At 72.5% G+C, this 17,206-nt stretch carries 13 protein-coding genes and 1 rRNA gene; all 14 read right to left on the reverse strand.

Going from position 1 to position 17,206, the window contains the following annotated elements:
* Positions 1-133 precede the first annotated feature (133 nt).
* The 14 genes from INN71_RS16500 to INN71_RS16565 all read right to left on the reverse strand — a co-directional run bounded on the left by INN71_RS16500 (position 134) and on the right by INN71_RS16565 (position 17,202).
* Positions 134-1,653 (reverse strand): 16S ribosomal RNA (locus tag INN71_RS16500).
* A gap of 479 nt (positions 1,654-2,132) precedes the next feature.
* Positions 2,133-2,657 (reverse strand): DNA-3-methyladenine glycosylase, encoded by a 525-nt coding sequence (locus tag INN71_RS16505; RefSeq protein ID WP_367619048.1) that lies wholly within the window; start codon positions 2,655-2,657, stop codon positions 2,133-2,135.
* Between the two features lie 93 nt (positions 2,658-2,750).
* A complete protein-coding gene (gene argH / locus INN71_RS16510) occupies positions 2,751-4,190 on the reverse strand; it encodes an argininosuccinate lyase (RefSeq protein WP_277500679.1) in 1,440 nt (479 codons plus the stop codon).
* Positions 4,190-5,620 carry an argininosuccinate synthase gene (gene argG / locus INN71_RS16515; RefSeq protein WP_277500678.1) on the reverse strand — a complete coding sequence of 477 codons (1,431 nt, stop codon included), beginning with the start codon at positions 5,618-5,620 and terminating at the stop codon, positions 4,190-4,192. The genes argH and argG overlap by 1 nt, the downstream gene beginning before the upstream one ends.
* Positions 5,621-5,743: 123 nt before the next feature.
* The gene (locus INN71_RS16520; protein ID WP_277500677.1) at positions 5,744-6,265 is read right to left on the reverse strand and encodes an arginine repressor; all 522 of its coding nucleotides are present in this window, start codon (positions 6,263-6,265) and stop codon (positions 5,744-5,746) included.
* A 58-nt stretch (positions 6,266-6,323) separates the two neighbouring features.
* Entirely contained in the window at positions 6,324-7,340 is a 1,017-nt protein-coding gene (argF, locus tag INN71_RS16525; RefSeq protein ID WP_277500676.1) for an ornithine carbamoyltransferase, read from the reverse strand.
* The gene (locus INN71_RS16530; RefSeq protein WP_277500675.1) at positions 7,337-8,569 is read right to left on the reverse strand and encodes an acetylornithine transaminase; all 1,233 of its coding nucleotides are present in this window, start codon (positions 8,567-8,569) and stop codon (positions 7,337-7,339) included. Before INN71_RS16530 ends, argF begins: the two co-directional genes overlap by 4 nt.
* Complete coding sequence (gene argB, locus INN71_RS16535; protein WP_277500682.1) at positions 8,566-9,501, reverse strand: acetylglutamate kinase; 936 nt, start codon at positions 9,499-9,501, stop codon at positions 8,566-8,568. Before argB ends, INN71_RS16530 begins: the two co-directional genes overlap by 4 nt.
* Positions 9,502-9,566: 65 nt before the next feature.
* Positions 9,567-10,718 carry a bifunctional glutamate N-acetyltransferase/amino-acid acetyltransferase ArgJ gene (gene argJ, locus INN71_RS16540; RefSeq protein ID WP_277500674.1) on the reverse strand — a complete coding sequence of 384 codons (1,152 nt, stop codon included), beginning with the start codon at positions 10,716-10,718 and terminating at the stop codon, positions 9,567-9,569.
* A gap of 28 nt (positions 10,719-10,746) precedes the next feature.
* Positions 10,747-11,283 (reverse strand): ACT domain-containing protein, encoded by a 537-nt coding sequence (locus INN71_RS16545; protein ID WP_277500672.1) that lies wholly within the window; start codon positions 11,281-11,283, stop codon positions 10,747-10,749.
* On the reverse strand, positions 11,280-12,320 hold the full coding sequence (gene argC / locus INN71_RS16550; protein WP_277500671.1) for an N-acetyl-gamma-glutamyl-phosphate reductase: 1,041 nt from the start codon (positions 12,318-12,320) through the stop codon (positions 11,280-11,282). The genes INN71_RS16545 and argC overlap by 4 nt, the downstream gene beginning before the upstream one ends.
* Before the next feature lie 82 nt (positions 12,321-12,402).
* A complete protein-coding gene (gene pheT, locus INN71_RS16555; protein WP_277500670.1) occupies positions 12,403-14,907 on the reverse strand; it encodes a phenylalanine--tRNA ligase subunit beta in 2,505 nt (834 codons plus the stop codon).
* Between the two features lie 3 nt (positions 14,908-14,910).
* On the reverse strand, positions 14,911-16,020 hold the full coding sequence (gene pheS, locus INN71_RS16560) for a phenylalanine--tRNA ligase subunit alpha (RefSeq protein ID WP_277500669.1): 1,110 nt from the start codon (positions 16,018-16,020) through the stop codon (positions 14,911-14,913).
* A gap of 99 nt (positions 16,021-16,119) precedes the next feature.
* Positions 16,120-17,202 (reverse strand): ATP-binding protein, encoded by a 1,083-nt coding sequence (locus tag INN71_RS16565; RefSeq protein ID WP_277500668.1) that lies wholly within the window; start codon positions 17,200-17,202, stop codon positions 16,120-16,122.
* Positions 17,203-17,206: the final 4 nt, after the last annotated feature.

Genomic DNA, 17,206 nt, shown 5'->3' on the forward strand with positions numbered 1-17,206 from the left:
ACAGCAGTACTAACAGACACCAGCAGCAACAACACGAGCTGCTTCATCGACGGTTCCACAAAGAAGCCGCCAGACACATATAGGGCAACCCACGACATGTGGACCCAACGCCTGACTGATTAAAGCTCCTTAGAAAGGAGGTGATCCAGCCGCACCTTCCGGTACGGCTACCTTGTTACGACTTCGTCCCAATCGCCAGCCCCACCTTCGACGGCTCCTTCCACAAGGGTTAGGCCACCGGCTTCGGGTGTTGCCGACTTTCGTGACGTGACGGGCGGTGTGTACAAGGCCCGGGAACGTATTCACCGCAGCGTTGCTGATCTGCGATTACTAGCGACTCCGACTTCATGGGGTCGAGTTGCAGACCCCAATCCGAACTGAGACCGGCTTTTTGGGATTCGCTCACCTTCACAGGATCGCAGCCCTTTGTACCGGCCATTGTAGCATGCGTGAAGCCCTGGACATAAGGGGCATGATGACTTGACGTCATCCCCACCTTCCTCCGAGTTGACCCCGGCAGTCTCCTATGAGTCCCCACCATTACGTGCTGGCAACATAGGACGAGGGTTGCGCTCGTTGCGGGACTTAACCCAACATCTCACGACACGAGCTGACGACAGCCATGCACCACCTGTACACCGGCCAAAAGGAGGCCACATCTCTGCAGCTTTCCGGCGTATGTCAAACCCAGGTAAGGTTCTTCGCGTTGCATCGAATTAATCCGCATGCTCCGCCGCTTGTGCGGGCCCCCGTCAATTCCTTTGAGTTTTAGCCTTGCGGCCGTACTCCCCAGGCGGGGCGCTTAATGCGTTAGCTGCGGCACGGAACCCGTGGAATGGATCCCACACCTAGCGCCCAACGTTTACGGTGTGGACTACCAGGGTATCTAATCCTGTTCGCTCCCCACACTTTCGCTCCTCAGCGTCAGGTAATGCCCAGAGAACCGCCTTCGCCACCGGTGTTCCTCCTGATATCTGCGCATTTCACCGCTACACCAGGAATTCCATTCTCCCCTGCATACCTCTAGTCTGCCCGTATCGGAAGCAAGCCAGGTGTTAAGCACCTGGTTTTCACTCCCGACGCGACAAACCGCCTACGAGCCCTTTACGCCCAATAATTCCGGACAACGCTCGGACCCTACGTATTACCGCGGCTGCTGGCACGTAGTTGGCCGGTCCTTCTTCTCTCACTACCGTCACTTGCGCTTCGTCATGAGCGAAAGAGGTTTACAACCCGAAGGCCGTCATCCCTCACGCGGCGTTGCTGGATCAGGCTTTCGCCCATTGTCCAATATTCCCCACTGCTGCCTCCCGTAGGAGTCTGGGCCGTGTCTCAGTCCCAGTGTGGCCGGTCACCCTCTCAGGCCGGCTACCCGTCGAAGCCTTGGTGAGCCACTACCTCACCAACAAGCTGATAGGCCGCGAGCACATCCCCCACCGCTGAAACACTTTCCACACGACCTCATGCGAGACCATGTCATATCAGGTATTAGCCGCAGCTTCCCGCGGTTATCCCTGAGTGAGGGGCAGATTACTCACGTGTTACTCACCCGTTCGCCGCTCGAGTACCACCGAAGTGGCCTTTCCGCTCGACTTGCATGTGTTAAGCACGCCGCCAGCGTTCGTCCTGAGCCAGGATCAAACTCTCCATCGAAAACAAAAACCCCAACCAACCCTTCCGGGCCAGCCGAGTTTCAACAATGAAGCCTTCATCCCAGACAGAAAACAAACCCCGACATCTTACGACATCGAAAATCCGTCTCCACCAAAGAAACATCAACCCACCAGAGACCCAGCCCCCGAAGGAACCAGCCACCAGCGAGCCGACGAGGCAAAAACAAACAAACTAATCCGTCGACTTATATGACACACTGTTGAGTTCTCAAGAATCACACGCGCACCGCTTGACCGGTATCTCTCCGGCCCCTCGGGGCAACCTGCAGAAACTTACCGGTTCGCATCCGGCCTGTCAAGCAGGCCTTCTCCGTCCCGATCGGCTTCACGGCGCACCGCTGCTCAGGTCTTCCGACCCGTTTCAGTGGGAGCCGCTCGGCGCGACAGGAAGAACATTAGCAGGATGGGAACGGAGTGCAAATCCGAGCCGTCCGGGACGCATAACCGCAGGTCAGCGGGTTACCTGCGCCGCTTCACCGCCGGGCGGTACGGGCTGACGGTCGGATCCCCCGTCAGCCAGAACCGCCACGGGCGCTCCGCCTCGCGGCTCACCCCCACGCGGGGACCGCTCGAGACGAGTTCCGGCCCGGGCGTGTCGCCCGCCCGCTCGAGGCGCAGCTCCCCCGCCGGGTCGAGGAGGGGCACGCCGTACTGGTTCGCATCGACCCCCAGCGCCTTGGTGAGCCGGGCCGGGCCGCGGGCGAGGTCGCGCGGCGGCGCACCCGGGCGGCGGGCCCGGGCCACCTCGGTGCCGGCGACGACCTCACCGGCCCGCAGCAGCACACCGGACGCGGTGCCCTCGTCCCCCGTCACCACGTTGAGGCAGTAGTGCATCCCGTAGGTGAAGTACACGTACGCGTGCCCCCGCGGGCCGAACATCGCCGCGTTGCGCGCCGTCCTCCCCCGCCACGCGTGCGACGCGGGGTCGCGCTCCCCGTCGTACGCCTCCACCTCCGTGAGCCGCAGCCGCACCTCCCCGTGCACGACGTGGAGGCCAGCAACGACGGAGCGACCTCCTCGACCGGTCCGCCCAGGAGGTGGTGGAGGTCGGGGAGGTCGCTCATCGGGGGTCCTTCCTCAGGCCAGGCGCTCGCGCAGCGCCGCGGCGCGCGCCCGCAGGTCGTCGAGCTGCTCGCGGACGCGGACCGGCGCCGTACCCCCGACACCGTCGCGGGAGGCGACGGACCCCTCGACGGTGAGCACCGCGCGTACCCCGGGGGTCAGGGCCGGGTGGATGTCGCGCAGCTCCTCGTCGGTGAGGTCCGGGAGGTCGCTGCCCGCGGCCTCGCAACGACGCACGCACTCCCCCGCCACCTCGTGCGCCACGCGGAAGGGGACGCCCTCCCGCACCAGCCACTCGGCGACGTCGGTCGCGAGCGAGAACCCCTGGGGCGCGAGCTCGGCCATCCGGTCGGTGTCGAACGCCAGTGTCGCCACCATCCCCGTGAACGCCGGGAGCAGGACCTCGAGGGTGTCGACGGTGTCGAAGACCGGCTCCTTGTCCTCCTGCAGGTCGCGGTTGTACGCCAGTGGCAGCGCCTTGAGCGTGGCGAGCAGTCCGGCGAGGTCGCCGATGAGACGACCGGCCTTGCCCCGCGCGAGCTCGGCGATGTCGGGGTTCTTCTTCTGCGGCATGATGCTCGACCCGGTCGACCAGGAGTCGTGCAGCCACACGAAGCGGAACTCGGCCGTCGACCAGAGGATGACCTCCTCGGCGATCCGGCTGACGTCGACCCCCACCATCGCCCCGACGAAGGCGAGCTCGGCGACGAAGTCGCGCGAGGCCGTGCCGTCGATCGAGTTGGCGCTCGAGCCCGTGAACCCCAGCTCCCGCGCCACCCCGTGCGGGTCGAGGCCGAGGCTGGAGCCCGCGAGGGCCCCCGCGCCGTACGGCGAGTCCCCCGCCACCCGGGCGTCCCAGTCCGCGAGGCGGTCGACGTCGCGCAGCAGCGCCCAGGCGTGCGCGAGCAGGTGGTGGCTCAGCAGCACCGGCTGGGCGTGCTGCAGGTGCGTGCGCCCGGGCATGACCGCGCCCAGGTGCTGCTCCGCCTGCCCGGCCAGCGCGTCGACGAGGGCGAGCACCTGCCCGGCCACCACCCGGGCGTGGTCGCGCAGGAACATCTTGAACAGGGTCGCGATCTGGTCGTTGCGCGAGCGGCCGGCGCGCAGGCGACCGCCGACGTCCGGGCCGACCTCGTCGAGCAGCAGGCGCTCGAGGGCACCGTGCACGTCCTCGTCGTCGGGCCCGGGGTGAAGCTCGCCCGCGGCGTACCGCTCCCCCAGCACGTCGAGACCGCGCAGCAGCTCCGCGTGGTCGGCGTCGGTGAGCAGCCCCGCGCGGTGCAACGCCCCCGCGTGGGCCCGCGACCCCGCGAGGTCGTACGGCGTGAGCCGCCAGTCGAAGTGCGTCGAGCGCGACAGCGCCTCGAGCTCGGGGCTCGGACCACCGGCGAACCGGCCGCCCCAGAGCTTGCCGGTGTTGGTCCCGGTGCGGGTCGACTCCTGCTCGTCACTCATCAGTCGGTCCCGAACTCCATGGCGGCGGCGTCGAGCGCCTCGCCCTCGGCGCCCTCGAGCGCGGCGTTCTCGGCGATGCGGTCGGCGCCGCCCGTCTCGATCTCGCCGAACAGGGTGCCGTTCTCGACGAGCACCTGGCCCTGGTCGAGCGGCTGCGCGGCGTAGGCCTCGAGCTTGGAGCGCGAGTCGGCGATGTCGAGGTTGCGCATCGTGAGCTGGCCGATGCGGTCGTTGGGGCCGAACGCGGCGTTCTCCGTGCGCTCCATCGAGAGCTTGTCCGGGTGGTAGGAGAACGCGGGGCCGTCGGTGCGCAGGATCGTGTAGTCCTCGCCGCGGCGCAGGCGCAGCGTCACCTCGCCGGTGACGAGCGAGGCGATCCAGCGCTGGATGGACTCGCGGATCATCAGGGCCTGGGGGTCGAGCCAGCGGCCCTCGTAGAGCAGCCGGCCGAGGCGGCGCCCCTCGACGTGGTAGCTCGCCACGGTGTCCTCGTTGTGGATGGCGTTGAGCAGGCGCTCGTAGGCGATCCACAGCAGGGCGAGCGCCGGCGCCTCGTAGATGCCGCGCGACTTGGCCTCGATGATGCGGTTCTCGATCTGGTCGGACATGCCCAGGCCGTGGCGACCGCCGATGAGGTTGGCCTCGTGGACGAGGGCGACCGGGTCGTCGTACCGGCGGCCGTCGATCGCGACCGGGCGCCCGGCCTCGAACGTGATGGTCACGTCCTCGGTCGGGACCTCGACGCTCGGGTCCCAGAACTTCACGCCCATGATCGGCTCGACCGTCTCGAGCGAGACGTCCAGGTGCTCGAGCGTCTTCGCCTCGTGGGTGGCGCCCCAGATGTTGGCGTCGGTGGAGTAGGCCTTCTCCTTGCTGTCGCGGTAGGGCAGGTCCCGCTCGGTGAGCCACTGGCTCATCTCGGTGCGCCCCCCGAGCTCGCTCACGAAGTCGGCGTCCAGCCACGGCTTGTAGATCCGGAGGTCCGGGTTCGCCAGCAGGCCGTAGCGGTAGAACCGCTCGATGTCGTTGCCCTTGAAAGTGGAGCCGTCGCCCCAGATGTCGACGCCGTCCTCGTGCATGGCGCGCACCAGCAGCGTGCCGGTGACGGCGCGGCCCAGCGGCGTGGTGTTGAAGTAGGCGCGGCCCGCGGAGCGGATGTGGAAGGCGCCGCACGCCAGGGCCGCGAGACCCTCCTCCACCAGCTGCGTCTTGCAGTCGACGAGGCGGGACAGCTCCGCGCCGTACGCCAGGGCGCGGCCGGGCACGCCCGCGATGTCGGGCTCGTCGTACTGGCCGATGTCGGCGGTGTAGGTGCAGGGCACTGCACCCTTCTCCCGCATCCAGGCGACGGCGACGGAGGTGTCCAGGCCACCGGAGAAGGCGATGCCGACGCGCTCGCCGGCGGGCAGGGAGGTCAGGACCTTGCTCACGTGTGATGTCTTCCTTCGTCTCGCGGGGGCTGCGGGTCCGCAGCCGGGTCGGGGGGTACGGCGCGGGGGCGCCGCCGTCGTGGTGGGGGGTGGGGGGGTCGTGCACGTGCGGGGTGGAGCGCGCTAGGTGCCCGGTTGGCCGTCGGCCAGGGCGGTGAACCGCCGGGCGAGCTCCTCGCCGCCCGCGGGGTCGCGGCCGATGACGAGCACCGTGTCGTCGCCCGCGATGGTGCCGAGGACGTCGCCGAGGTCGGCCTTGTCGAAGGCGTTCGCCAGGTACTGCGCCGCGCCGGGGGGCGTGCGCAGCACCACGAGGTTGCCCGCCGCCTCGGCGCTGACGAGGAGCTCGCCGCACAGCCGCGCCAGCCGGGAGGCGCCCGACTGCGACTCGCGCAGGTGCGTCGGCGTGCGGTCGCCACCCTCGGCCGGCACCGCGTAGACCATCGCGCCCGAGCGGGCCCGCACCTTGGTGGCGTCGAGCTCGACGAGGTCGCGCGACAGCGTCGCCTGGGTGACGTGCACCCCGCGGGCCGCGAGCAGCTCGGCCAGCTCGGTCTGCGAGCGCACCTCGTGCTGCTCCAGCAGGTCCGTGATCCGCTGCTGCCGGGCGTTCTTCGTCAGCGGCGTCAGGGCGGACTCGCTCATGCTCACCTCCTCGTCGGTCTGGTCGGGTGCGTCGTCGTGCAGGTGGCTCGGGCGCCCGTCAGGCGCCCACGGGACCGGCGAGGCCGGCGGCGGCGATGACGTCGTCGACGGCCGAGGTCTCCTCGGCGGGCAGCTGGCCGGAGCGGGCCAGGAGGAACGCGAGGACGGCCTTCTGCGCGTGACGCCGGTTCTCCGCCTCGTCCCACACCAGCGAGCGCGGGCCGTCGATCACCTCCGCGGCGATCTCCTTGCCCCGGTACGCCGGCAGGCAGTGCAGCACGTGCGCGTCGGGCCCGGCCTGCGCGAGGGCCGCGGCGTCGAGCGCGTAGGCGCCGAAGACGCGCGTGCGCTCCTCCGCCTGCTCCTCGCGGCCCATCGAGATCCAGGTGTCGGTGACCACGACGTCGGCGTCGGCCAGGGCCTCCGCGGGATCGGTGGTCGCGGCGACGGACCCGCCGGTCGTCGCGCCGATGGCCGCCGCCCGGTCGAGCACGTCCGCGGTGGGCAGGTAGCCCTCCGGCGCCGCGACCCGGACGTGCATGCCGGCCGTCGCGCCGCCCAGCAGCCAGGACGCCGCCACGTTGCAGGCCCCGTCGCCGAGGAACGCGACGCGCATCCCGGGCAGCGGGCCCCGGGCCTCGGCCAGCGTCTGGAGGTCGGCCAGCAGCTGGCAGGGGTGGAAGTCGTCGGTGAGGGCGTTGACGACGGGCACCTGCGACCAGGCGGCCATCTCCTCGAGGAGGCTCTGCTCGTAGGTGCGCCACACCACCGCGCTGGCCTGGCGGTCGAGCACCCGCGCGACGTCGGCGACGGACTCCCGCACGCCGATCCCGGCGAGGGCACCGTCGACGAGGAGGGGGTGGCCGCCCAGCTCGGCGATGCCCGCGGCGAAGGACGACTGCGTGCGCAGCGTCTGCTTGTCGAAGATCATCGCGACGGTGCGCGGCCCGGCGAGGGGCTTGTGGGCGTACGGCGCCTGCTTGTACGCCGCGGCGAGCGCCAGCACCTGGGCCTGCTCGACCGGCGAGAGGTCGTCGTCGCGCAGCAGGTGGCGCACCGGCGTACCCGTGCTCACGCGGCACCTCCCCCGGCAGCGGCGGACGCGGCGTCGAGGATGCCGGACCACGCACCGGCGAGGGCGTCGAGGTCGGCGTCGGCGAGCACGAGCGGCGGGACGAAGCGCATGCGTGCGGGGCCCGTCGCGTTGAGGATGAACCCCGCGTCCTGGGCGGCCGCCACCGCCTCGGCGGCCACCGGCGCGGACAGGTCGATGCCGACCATCAGGCCCGCGCCGCGCACCTCGACGACACGGTCGTCGGCGGCCAGCAGCGCGCGCAGGCGCGCACCGGCCGTGCGGGAGCGCTCGAGCAGCCCCTCGGACTCGATCGTGTCGAGCACGGCGAGACCCGCGGCCGCGGCCAGCGGGTTGCCGCCGAACGTGGTGCCGTGGTTGCCCGGGTCGAACAGCTTCCCGGACCCGCCGGTCGCGATGCAGGCACCGATCGGCACGCCGCCGGCGAGGCCCTTGGCGAGGGTCACGATGTCGGGGACCACGTCGCCCGCCACCAGGGCCGGGTTGCGGTGCGCGAACCACGTGCCGGTGCGCCCGATGCCCGTCTGCACCTCGTCGAGCCAGAGCAGGGCGCCGGCGGCACGGGCGACCTCCTGGGCGCGCACGAGGTAGTCGGCCGGGGGCACGACGACCCCGGCCTCGCCCTGCACGGGCTCCACCAGCACGGCGGCCACGGTGTCGTCGACAGCGGCCGCGAGGGCGTCGGCGTCGCCGTACGGCACGAAGGTCACGTCGCCCGGCAGGGGCTCGAAGGGCGTGCGGTAGGCCTCCTTGGCCGTGAGGGCGAGCGCGCCCATCGTGCGGCCGTGGAACCCGCCTTCCGCGACGACCACCCGCGTCCGCCCGGTACGGCGGGTCAGCTTGAGCGCGGCCTCGTTGGCCTCCGTGCCGGAGTTCGCGAAGAAGACCCGGCCGTCGGTGCCCAGCAGCTCGAGCAGGCGCTCGGCGAGGCGGACCTGCGGCGGCGTCGCGAAGAAGTTCGACACGTGCGCCAGCGTCGCGACCTGGTCGCTGACCGCGGCGACGAGGGCCGGGTGGGCGTGTCCCAGGGTGTTGACGGCGATACCGGCGAGGAAGTCGACGTGCTCCCGACCGTCGGCGTCCCACACGCGGGCGCCGCTGCCGCGGACCAGCGTGGTCCTCGGCGGGCCGAAGGTGTTCATCAGGGCGCCGGCGTAGCGCTCCTGCCAGGCGCCCGCTCCGGGGGCCGGGGTGTCCTGCGGGGCGCTCACGCCTGCTCCTTCTGCTGCGGGGGCACCTTGGCGGTGCGGATCTTGGTGGGCACGCCGGGGAGCACCTGGGTGCCGATGCCCTCGTCGGTGAAGAGCTCGAGGAGCACGGCGTGGGGCTCGCGGCCGTCGACGACGGTGGCCCGCGGCACGCCCTCCTGCACGGCGCGCAGGCAGGCGCCCATCTTCGGCACCATGCCGCTGGCCAGCGACGGCATCATCTCGGCCAGCGCCTCGGGGCTGATCTCGCCGACGAGGTCGGGACTGTTCGGCCAGTCACGGTAGAGCCCCTCGACGTCGGTGAGCACGAGCAGCTTCTCGGCGCCGAGCGCGACGGCCAGCGCGGCCGCGGCCGTGTCCGCGTTGACGTTGTGCACGACGCCGTCCTCGGTGGGCGCGACGCTCGAGATGACGGGCACGCGGCCGGCCTCGACGATGTCGAGCACGGCCTCGGGGCGCACGTGGGAGACCTCCCCCACGAGCCCCAGGTCGACCTCCTCGCCGTCGACGACGGTGGTGGCCGGGACGGCCGTGAAGAGGCCGGCGTCCTCGCCCGAGAGCCCGACGGCGATCGGGCCGTGGGTGTTGAGCAGGCCGACCAGCTCGCGCTGGACCTTGCCGACGAGCACCATGCGGACCACGTCCATCGCCTCCGGCGTCGTGACGCGCAGGCCGCCGCGGAACTCGGACTCGATGTCGAGCCGGCCGAGCATCTCGCTGATCTGGGGGCCGCCGCCGTGGACCACGACGGGCTTGAACCCCGCGTAGCGCAGGAAGGCGACGTCCTCCGCGAACGCCGCCTTGAGGGCGTCGTCGGTCATGGCGTTGCCGCCGTACTTGATGACGACGATCTTGCCGTTGTAGGCCTTCAGCCACGGCAGTGCCGCCGCGAAGGTCGCCGCCTTGGCGGTGTCGACCTTCGGCTTGTAGTGGATCTCCTCGACCACGTGGTCCTCCTGGGGCTCGGCCGGTCCGGCGGCGTCGGCGCTCTCGGGGGCGGTCACGACGAGTACGCGCTGTTCTCGTGCACGTACGCGTGGGTGAGGTCGTTCGTCCACACCGTCGCCCGCTCGTCGCCCGCCTTGAGGTCGATCGTCACGCTGACCTCGCGGCCGCTGAGGTCGACGTCGGCCGGGTCCTCCGCCGGGGTCGAGCGGCGGCACACCCACACGCCGTTCATGGCGACGTCGAGGTCCGCGGGGTCGAAGGCCGCGCCCGTCGTGCCCATGCTGGCCAGCACCCGGCCCCAGTTGGGGTCGCGCCCGAAGACGGCGGCCTTGAAGAGGTTGGAGCGCGCGACACTGCGCCCCACCTCGACGGCGTCGTCCTCGCTGGCCGCGTGCAGCACCGTGATGGCGATCTCGTGGTCGGCGCCCTCGGCGTCCTTCAGCAGCTGCATCGCGAGCTCGGTGCACGCCTGCGTCAGGGCGGCCGTGAAGTCCTCGGCGGTCGGCGTGATGCCGCTCGCGCCCGAGGCGAGCACGGTGACGGTGTCGTTGGTCGACATGCAGCCGTCGGAGTCGAGGCGGTCGAAGCTCACGCGGGTGGCGGCGCGCAGCGCCGTGTCGAGGTCGGCGGCCGGCACGACGGCGTCGGTGGTGAGGACCACGAGCATGGTGGCCAGCTGCGGGGCCAGCATCCCGGCGCCCTTGGCCATGCCGGCCACGGACCAGCCGGCGCCCTCGACGACGACCTGCTTGTGCACCGAGTCCGTCGTCATGATGGCGCGGGCCGCGTCCTCCCCGCCGTCGGCGGACAGCGCGTCGTACGCCGCGTCCACCCCGGCCAGCAGGTTCTCGCGCGGGTTCGCCAGGCCGATGAGCCCGGTCGAGCAGACGACCACGTCGACCGCCCCGATGCCGACCCGCTCAGCCACGCGCTCGGCGACGGCGTGGGTGGTCTGGAAGCCCTCGGCGCCCGTGTAGCAGTTGGCGCCACCGGAGTTGAGCACGACGGCGCGCACGACGCCGTCCTTGACGACCTCCTGGCTCCACAGCACGGGGTTGGCCTTGCAGCGGTTGGACGTGAAGACCGACGCGGAGTCGAAGCGCGGACCGTCGTTGACGACCAGCGCGAGGTCGGTGGCGCCCGTGCTCTTCAGGCCGGCGGCGACGCCGGCCGCGCGGAAGCCGGCGGGGGTGGTGATGCTCATCGTGGAGGTCCTTCGGGGTGCGGACGCGTCAGCGACCGGAGGCGGGCGTGGCGGGGACGGCGGCGGAGACGGTGTGCCCCCGTCGTCGCCACGCGGTCTCCGCCTTGTCGGCGTGCTTGGTCGGCACCAGCACCCACTCCGCGTCGTACGTCGAGAGCACGCGAGCGCTCCAGCCGGCCTCGGCCAGCGGGGCCAGCAGCTCGACGTGCAGCCCGGGCTGCTCGACGTCGAGCGGGCCGGCGACCTCGAAGGCCGTCATCGGGCGCTGCGCCCGGGCCTTCGTCGGCACGTTCCGCGCGGCGCACACCACCGTGGTGCCCACGGCCGTGGCGATGACCGCGAACACCGAGGAGGACTCGGCCCACGCCGGCACCTCGCTCCCGGGCCCGAAGGCCACGACCGCCAGCTTCTCGGGGAAGCGGTGGAGGGTGAACGGGCCGGGGGCGGCCTGCTCCTGCCCGTGCTCCTGCCCGTGCTCCTGCCCGTGCTCCTGGTCGGCGTCCTGCGTCACGTCGTTCTCCTCGTCCTGCGCGGTGGCGGGGCTGGTCGCGTCGGGGCCGCTCACGGCGCCAGCCCGACGGTCGACAGGCCGGTGGTCTCGTCCAGCCCGAGGGCCAGGTTCATGCACTGCACGGCGGCGCCGCCCGTGCCCTTCGCCAAGTTGTCGACGACGCCCACGGCGACGAGCCGGTTCGCGGTCTCGTCGACGGTCACCTGCAGGTGCACCGCGTTCGAGCCGAGCACCGACTGGGTGGCCGGCCACCGGCCGGGCGGCAGGACGTGCACGAAGGGCTCGTCGGCGTAGGCCTCGGCGTACACCGCGTGGGCCTCCTCCGCGCTCAACGGCCCGGCCAGCGGGGCGGTGCAGGTGGCGAGGATGCCGCGGGCCATCGGCACGAGCAGCGGCGTGAACCCCACGCGCAGCTCGGCGTCGGTCAGCAGGCCGAGGTTCTGCGTGATCTCGGGCGTGTGGCGGTGGGTGCCGCCGACGCCGTACGCGCTCGCGTTGCCCATCACCTCGCTGCCGAGCAGGTGCGGCTTGGCCGCCTTGCCGGCCCCCGACGTGCCGGAGGCGGCGACGACGGTGAGGTCGCCGGTGACGAGTCCGGCCGCGACGGCCGGGGCGAGCGTCAGCGTGGAGATCGTCGGGTAGCAGCCCGGCACCGCGATGCGGCGGGCTCCCTGCAGCTGCGCGCGCTGGTCACCGAGCTCGGGCAGGCCGTAGGGCCACGTGCCCGCGTGGGCGCTGCCGTAGAACTGCTCCCAGGCCGCGGCGTCGGCGAGCCGGAAGTCGGCGCCGCAGTCGATGACGACGGTGTCGTCGCCGAGCGCCTCGGCGATGGGCGCCGACTGGCCGTGCGGGAGGCCGAGGAAGACGACGTCGTGGCCCGCGAGGGTCTCGGGGTCGGTCGGCTCGAGCACGCGGTCGGCCAGCGGCAGCAGGTGCGGCTGGAGCGAGCCGAGCGCCTGGCCGGCGTTCGAGCCGCCGGTCAGGGCGCCGATGCGCACGGCGGGGTGGCCGAGGAGGAGCCGCAGCACCTCGCCCCCGGCGTACCCGCTGGCCCCGGCGACGGCGACGGAGAAGGTGGACGTCATGTGCATGACCATACATGGTCATGCATGGCGCGCCCAACCCGCCCCGCCGCGCGTCGTGGGAGACACCCCGCGGCACCAGCGGCCGGCCTCAGCCGCGCAGGACGGCCCCGGTGCGCTCGGCGGCCACCGCCACCGCGGCGTCGCGGGCCGCAGCGGCCTCGCCCTCGGCGAGCGTGCGGTCGGGGGCGCGGAAGCGCAGCGCGAACGCGAGCGACTTCCTCCCGTCCGGCACGCCGGTGCCCGTGTAGACGTCGAACAGGCGCACCGACTCCAGCAGCGCGCCGGCGCCGTCGCGCAGCGCCCGCTCCACGTCGCCCGCCGCGACGCCGGCGTCCACGAGGAGGGCGACGTCCTCCTTCGCGACCGGGTACGTCGAGAAGACGGGCCCGCGCACCGCGTCGGGCACGGCGCCGAGGAGCACGTCGAGGTCGAGCTCGGCCGCCCCCGTGCGGGCCGGCAGCCCGAGCCGGGCGACGACGCGCGGGTGGAGCTCGCCGGCGTGGCCCACCGGGACCAGCGTGCCGTCCGCGGTGACCACGTCGACGCGGGCGCAGCGGCCCGGGTGCCACGGTGCACGCTGGTCGTTCGCGACCCGCACCTCGATCCCGAGCTCGTCGGCCAGGTCGCGCACGGTCCCCACGACGTCGACCCAGTCGGCGGCGCGCCCGGCGCCCCACCAGCCGGCGTTCTCGCGGACGCCGCCGAGCACGACCGCGAGGTGGAGCGGCTGGCGCGGGACGGCCGCGAGCAGCGCCTCGAGCTCGTCGGTCGTCGGTCGGCGGTCGACGCCCAGCAGGGGCGCGGCGACGTCGGAGGCGAAGGCCACCGCGCCGGTCTCGAACAGGGCCACCCCGGGAGCGCCGCGTCCCGTGTTGCGGGCGGCCGCGCCGAGCGTGCCGGTGAGCAGCGTCGTCGTGTAGAGCGGCTCGGTCGCCGCGAGCGGGTTGGCGAGGCGCACCGCGTCGCGTCGCTCGTCGTCGGCGGGCACCTCGAGCGCGTCGAGCGCCGCCTCCCCGGTGAACGGGAAGCTGACGACCTCGACGAGCCCGGCGCCGGCGAGGACGCGCCCGACGCGGCGCCGCAGCACCTGCGAGCGGGTCAGCCCGCGGCCCGCGGTGGGCGTGGGCAGCACGGAGGGCACCGCGTCGTACCCGACGATCCGCGCGACCTCCTCGACCAGGTCGAACGGGTCGCTCAGGTCGGGACGCCACGGCGGCACGATGGCCTGCAGGTCGTCGCCGTCGCGGCTCACCGCGCAGCCGACGGCCTCGAGGTGCGCCACCGTCGTGTCGGCGTCGACGGCCATCCCCGTCACGCGCGCCGGGAGGTCGGCCAGCATCGGGATCGTCGCGGGCGCGGGCGGCGCGCCGACGTACGTCGTGCCCGGCTCCGCCGTGGCGCCGCCCAGCTCGACGAGCAGCTCGACGACGCGGTCGGCCGCAGCGGCGCAGATGGTCGGGTCGACGCCGCGCTCGTTGCGCTTGCCGGCCTCGGACGTGATCTTGTGCCGCCGGCCCGTGCGGAACATGGTCGTCGCGTCCCAGTGCGCCGACTCGACGAGCACGCGGGTCGTGGACGCCGAGATCTCCGTCGACGCGCCGCCCATGACACCGCCGAGGCCGATGGGGCCCGAGTCGTCGGTGACGACGAGGTCCTCCGGCGAGAGCACGCGCTCGGTGTCGTCGAGCGTGGTGAGCCGCTCCCCCGCCGTCGCGCGCCGCACGCGCAGCGTGCCCCGCACCGCGTCGGCGTCGTAGGCGTGGATCGGCCGGCCGGTCTCGAGCATCACGTAGTTGGTGACGTCGACCGCCAGCGAGATCGGCCGCATGCCGGCCAGCTGCAGGCGGCGCTGCATCCAGGCGGGCGTCGGCGCGGCCGGGTCGAAGCCGGAGACGAGGCGGGCCACGAAGACCGGGCACCCCGCGGCGTCGTCGACCTCGACGGGGTACGCCGTGCCGTCGGCCGCCTCGCCCGTGCGCAGGTCGCGCAGCACGGGGTCGGTGTACGGCGCGCCGAACGCCAGCGCCGCCTCGCGGGCGACGCCGCGCAGGGAGAGCGCGTACGCGCGGTCGGGGTTGATCTCGAACTCGATGACCTCCTCGCCGAGCCCGAGCACGCCGAAGGCGCTGTCCCCCGGCTCGCCGGCGCCGGCGGGCAGCACGATGATGCCGTCGCCGTCCTGCCCGAGCCCGAGCTCGGCGGCCGAGCAGATCATCCCGGCGGAGACGTGGCCGTAGGTCTTGCGCGCGGAGATCGCGAAGCCCCCGGGCAGCACACCGCCCGGCAGCACGACGACGACGAGGTCGCCGGGCGCGAAGTTGTGCGCACCGCAGACGATGCCCTGCGGCTCGCCGGTGCCGTTGGCGTCGCCGACGTCGACGGTGCACCAGTTGATGGTCTTGCCGTTCTTCTGCTTCTCGGGCTCCATGGTCAGCACGCGGCCGACGACCAGGGGGCCGGTGATGCCCTCGCCGGTGCGGCTGATCGCCTCCAGCTTGAGACCGAGCGCCGTCAGCCGTGCGGCGAGGGCGTCGGTCGTGACGTCGTCGGGGAGCTCGACGTACTCGCGGATCCAGGAAACCGGGGCCAGCACTTGTCAGATCTCCGTTCCGAAGGCGGTGGTGAAGCGGACGTCTCCCTCGAAGAAGCCGCGCAGGTCCTCGACGCCGTGCCGGAACATCAGCGTCCGGTCGATGCCCATGCCGAAGGCGAACCCGGTGTAGCGCTCGGGGTCGACGCCGCAGGCGACGAGCACCCGCGGGTTGACGACGCCGCAGCCGCCCCACTCGATCCAGCCCTCGCCGCGACACGTGCGGCAGGTGTCGCCCGCCTCGTCGACGGCCGTGCCCCGGCACACGAAGCAGACCAGGTCGACCTCGGCGCTGGGCTCGGTGAAGGGGAAGTACGACGGTCGGAACCGCGTCGTGATGCCCTCGCCGAACATCGCGGCGGCGAAGTGGTCGAGGGTGCCCTTGAGGTGGGCCATCGTGATGCCCTCGTCGATCGCGAGGCCCTCGACCTGGTGGAACATCGGCGAGTGCGTGGCGTCGTACTCGTCCGTGCGGAACACGCGGCCCGGGCAGGCGATGTAGATCGGCGGGGTGCGGGTGAGCATCGAGCGGGCCTGCACCGGCGAGGTGTGGGTGCGCAGCACGACGTGGTTCTCCGGCGGGGAGGTCCAGAAGGTGTCCTGCATGGTGCGCGCCGGGTGGTCGGGCCCGAGGTTGAGCGCGTCGAAGTTGAGCCACTCGGCCTCGATGACCGGGCCCTCGGCGATCTCCCAGCCCATCGCGACGAAGACGTCGGCGACGCGCTCGGCGCCGGTGGTCAGGGGGTGGCGGGCGCCGCGCGGGCGGCGGTCGGTCGCGACGGTGACGTCGACGGTCTCCTCGACGAGCATCCGCTCCTCGTGCTCGGCCTCGAGCACCTCCTGCCGGGCGGCGAGGGCCCGGGCCACCTCGCCGCGGGCGCGGCCGATGCGCTGGCCCGCGTCCTTGCGGGCCTGCGGGGGCAGGGCACCGATCTCGCGGTTCGCCAGCGCCAGCGGCGAACGGTCACCGGTGTGCTCGATGCGCACCTGCTTGAGCTGCCCGAGGTCGGCGGCGGCCGCGATCGCCGCCACGGCGGCCTCGCGCATCGCGTCCACGGCCTCGGCCTTGAGGGGGGTGACCTCGACGGGGTCGTAGGAGTTGTTCGGGCCCGACATGACGGCCTTTCCGCGTGAGGTGGCGTGCGGCCCGGGCGGGGTGCGCCCCCGAGGCGGAGGTCGACGTGGGTACGCCGGCGCCGCGGGCCGCGGCACAGTCTAGGAACCCACCGACCCGGGCGACGAACCGGTTTCACCTGCGGGCCACGTGACCACGACCCGGGCGCCCCCGCCGGGGGCCTCCCGGATCTCGACGGTGCCGCCGTGCGCGCCCACGAGGCCGCCGACGAGGTACATCCCGAGCCCCGAGCCGCCCGCCGCGCCGTACTGCCAGAACTTGGTGAACACCCGGCGCCGGATCTCCTCGGGGATCCCCCGGCCCTCGTCGTCGACGACCATCCGCACCGGCCCGTCCGGGTCCGTCGCCAGGCCCACCCGCACGGTGCCCTCGCCGTGGCGCACCGCGTTCTCGACCAGGTTGGTCAGCACCTGCACGAACTTGTCGGGATCGGCCTGGACGAGCGGCAGGTCGTCGGCCACGTCGAGCTCGACGACGCGGGACGTTCCCGCCCGGATCGAGTCGACGACGCGCGCCGCGAGCACGCCGGCGTCGCTGGGGCGCGGGTAGAGCGCGAGCCGGCCCGTGTCGATGCGGGCGACGTCGAGCAGCTCGGTGATGAGCCGGCTGAGCCGGTCGGCGTCGCTGTTGACCGTGGTGAGCATGAGCCGCTTCTGCTCGTCGCTCAGCACGTCCCAGCGGTTGAGCATGGCCTGCACGAAGCCCTTGACCCCCGTCAGCGGCGAGCGCAGCTCGTGGGCCAGGGTGGCGACGAGGTCGGAGCGCTCCCGGTCGAGCCGCTCGCGGCCCCGCCCCGAGCGCAGGGTCACCGCGACCCGGTCCACCGCGCCGTCGGCGCCGCGCCGGATGCGGGCCGCGGTCAGCACCTCCTGGCCGTTGGGCAGCAGCCACGACTGCTCGGGCACGCCGACGCGGGTGCGCAGCCCGCCGTACGGGTCGTTCGTGGCGCACCAGCCGCAGCCGTCGGTGTCCTGCAGGCGCAGCACGTCGTCGAGGCTGCGACCGACGAGGTCGGTCGCCGGCGCGCCGAGCCACCGTGCCGCGACGTCGTTGACGAGGGTGGTGGTGCCCGAGCCGTCCGCCACCACCACACCGTCGGGGAGCCCGTCGAGCGGGCCGTCGGGCTGGCCGTCGGGCTGGCCGTCGGGAGGGGTCGGCACCATCCCG

The organism is Nocardioides sp. ChNu-153 (assembly GCF_030466625.1).
Classification (GTDB): Bacteria; Actinomycetota; Actinomycetes; order Propionibacteriales; family Nocardioidaceae; genus Nocardioides.